General features: G+C 68.0%; 1 protein-coding gene. It reads left to right on the plus strand.

Annotated features, from left to right (window positions below; all coding sequences use genetic code 11):
• A partial coding sequence (locus RMT89_RS42665; RefSeq protein WP_315889139.1) for a cobalamin biosynthesis protein occupies positions 1-278 on the plus strand: 278 nt, incomplete at both ends.

Here is a 278-nt window from a genome sequence, read left to right on the forward strand (position 1 = left end):
GCTGATCGCTGCGATCGACGCCGGCTGGAATCGGGCGTCCGACCCGCCGGCCTTTCGGCGCGCGACGGGGACTGCAGGCGCGCTTGTGGTGATCGTGCTGTCCGTCGTTTGCGGCTGGTTGCTGCAATCCATGTTTCCCTCAGGCTGGATCCGGATCGCGCTAGTCGGCATTTTTGCCTGGCCGCTGGTCGCGCTGCGTTCGTTGCACGACCATGTTGCCGCCGTCGCCAATCCCCTGCTGGGCGGTGACATTGCGGCCGCGCGCGGAGCGGTCTCGC

Source organism: Streptomyces sp. P17, assembly GCF_032436805.1.
Classification (GTDB): domain Bacteria; phylum Actinomycetota; class Actinomycetes; order Streptomycetales; family Streptomycetaceae; genus Streptomyces.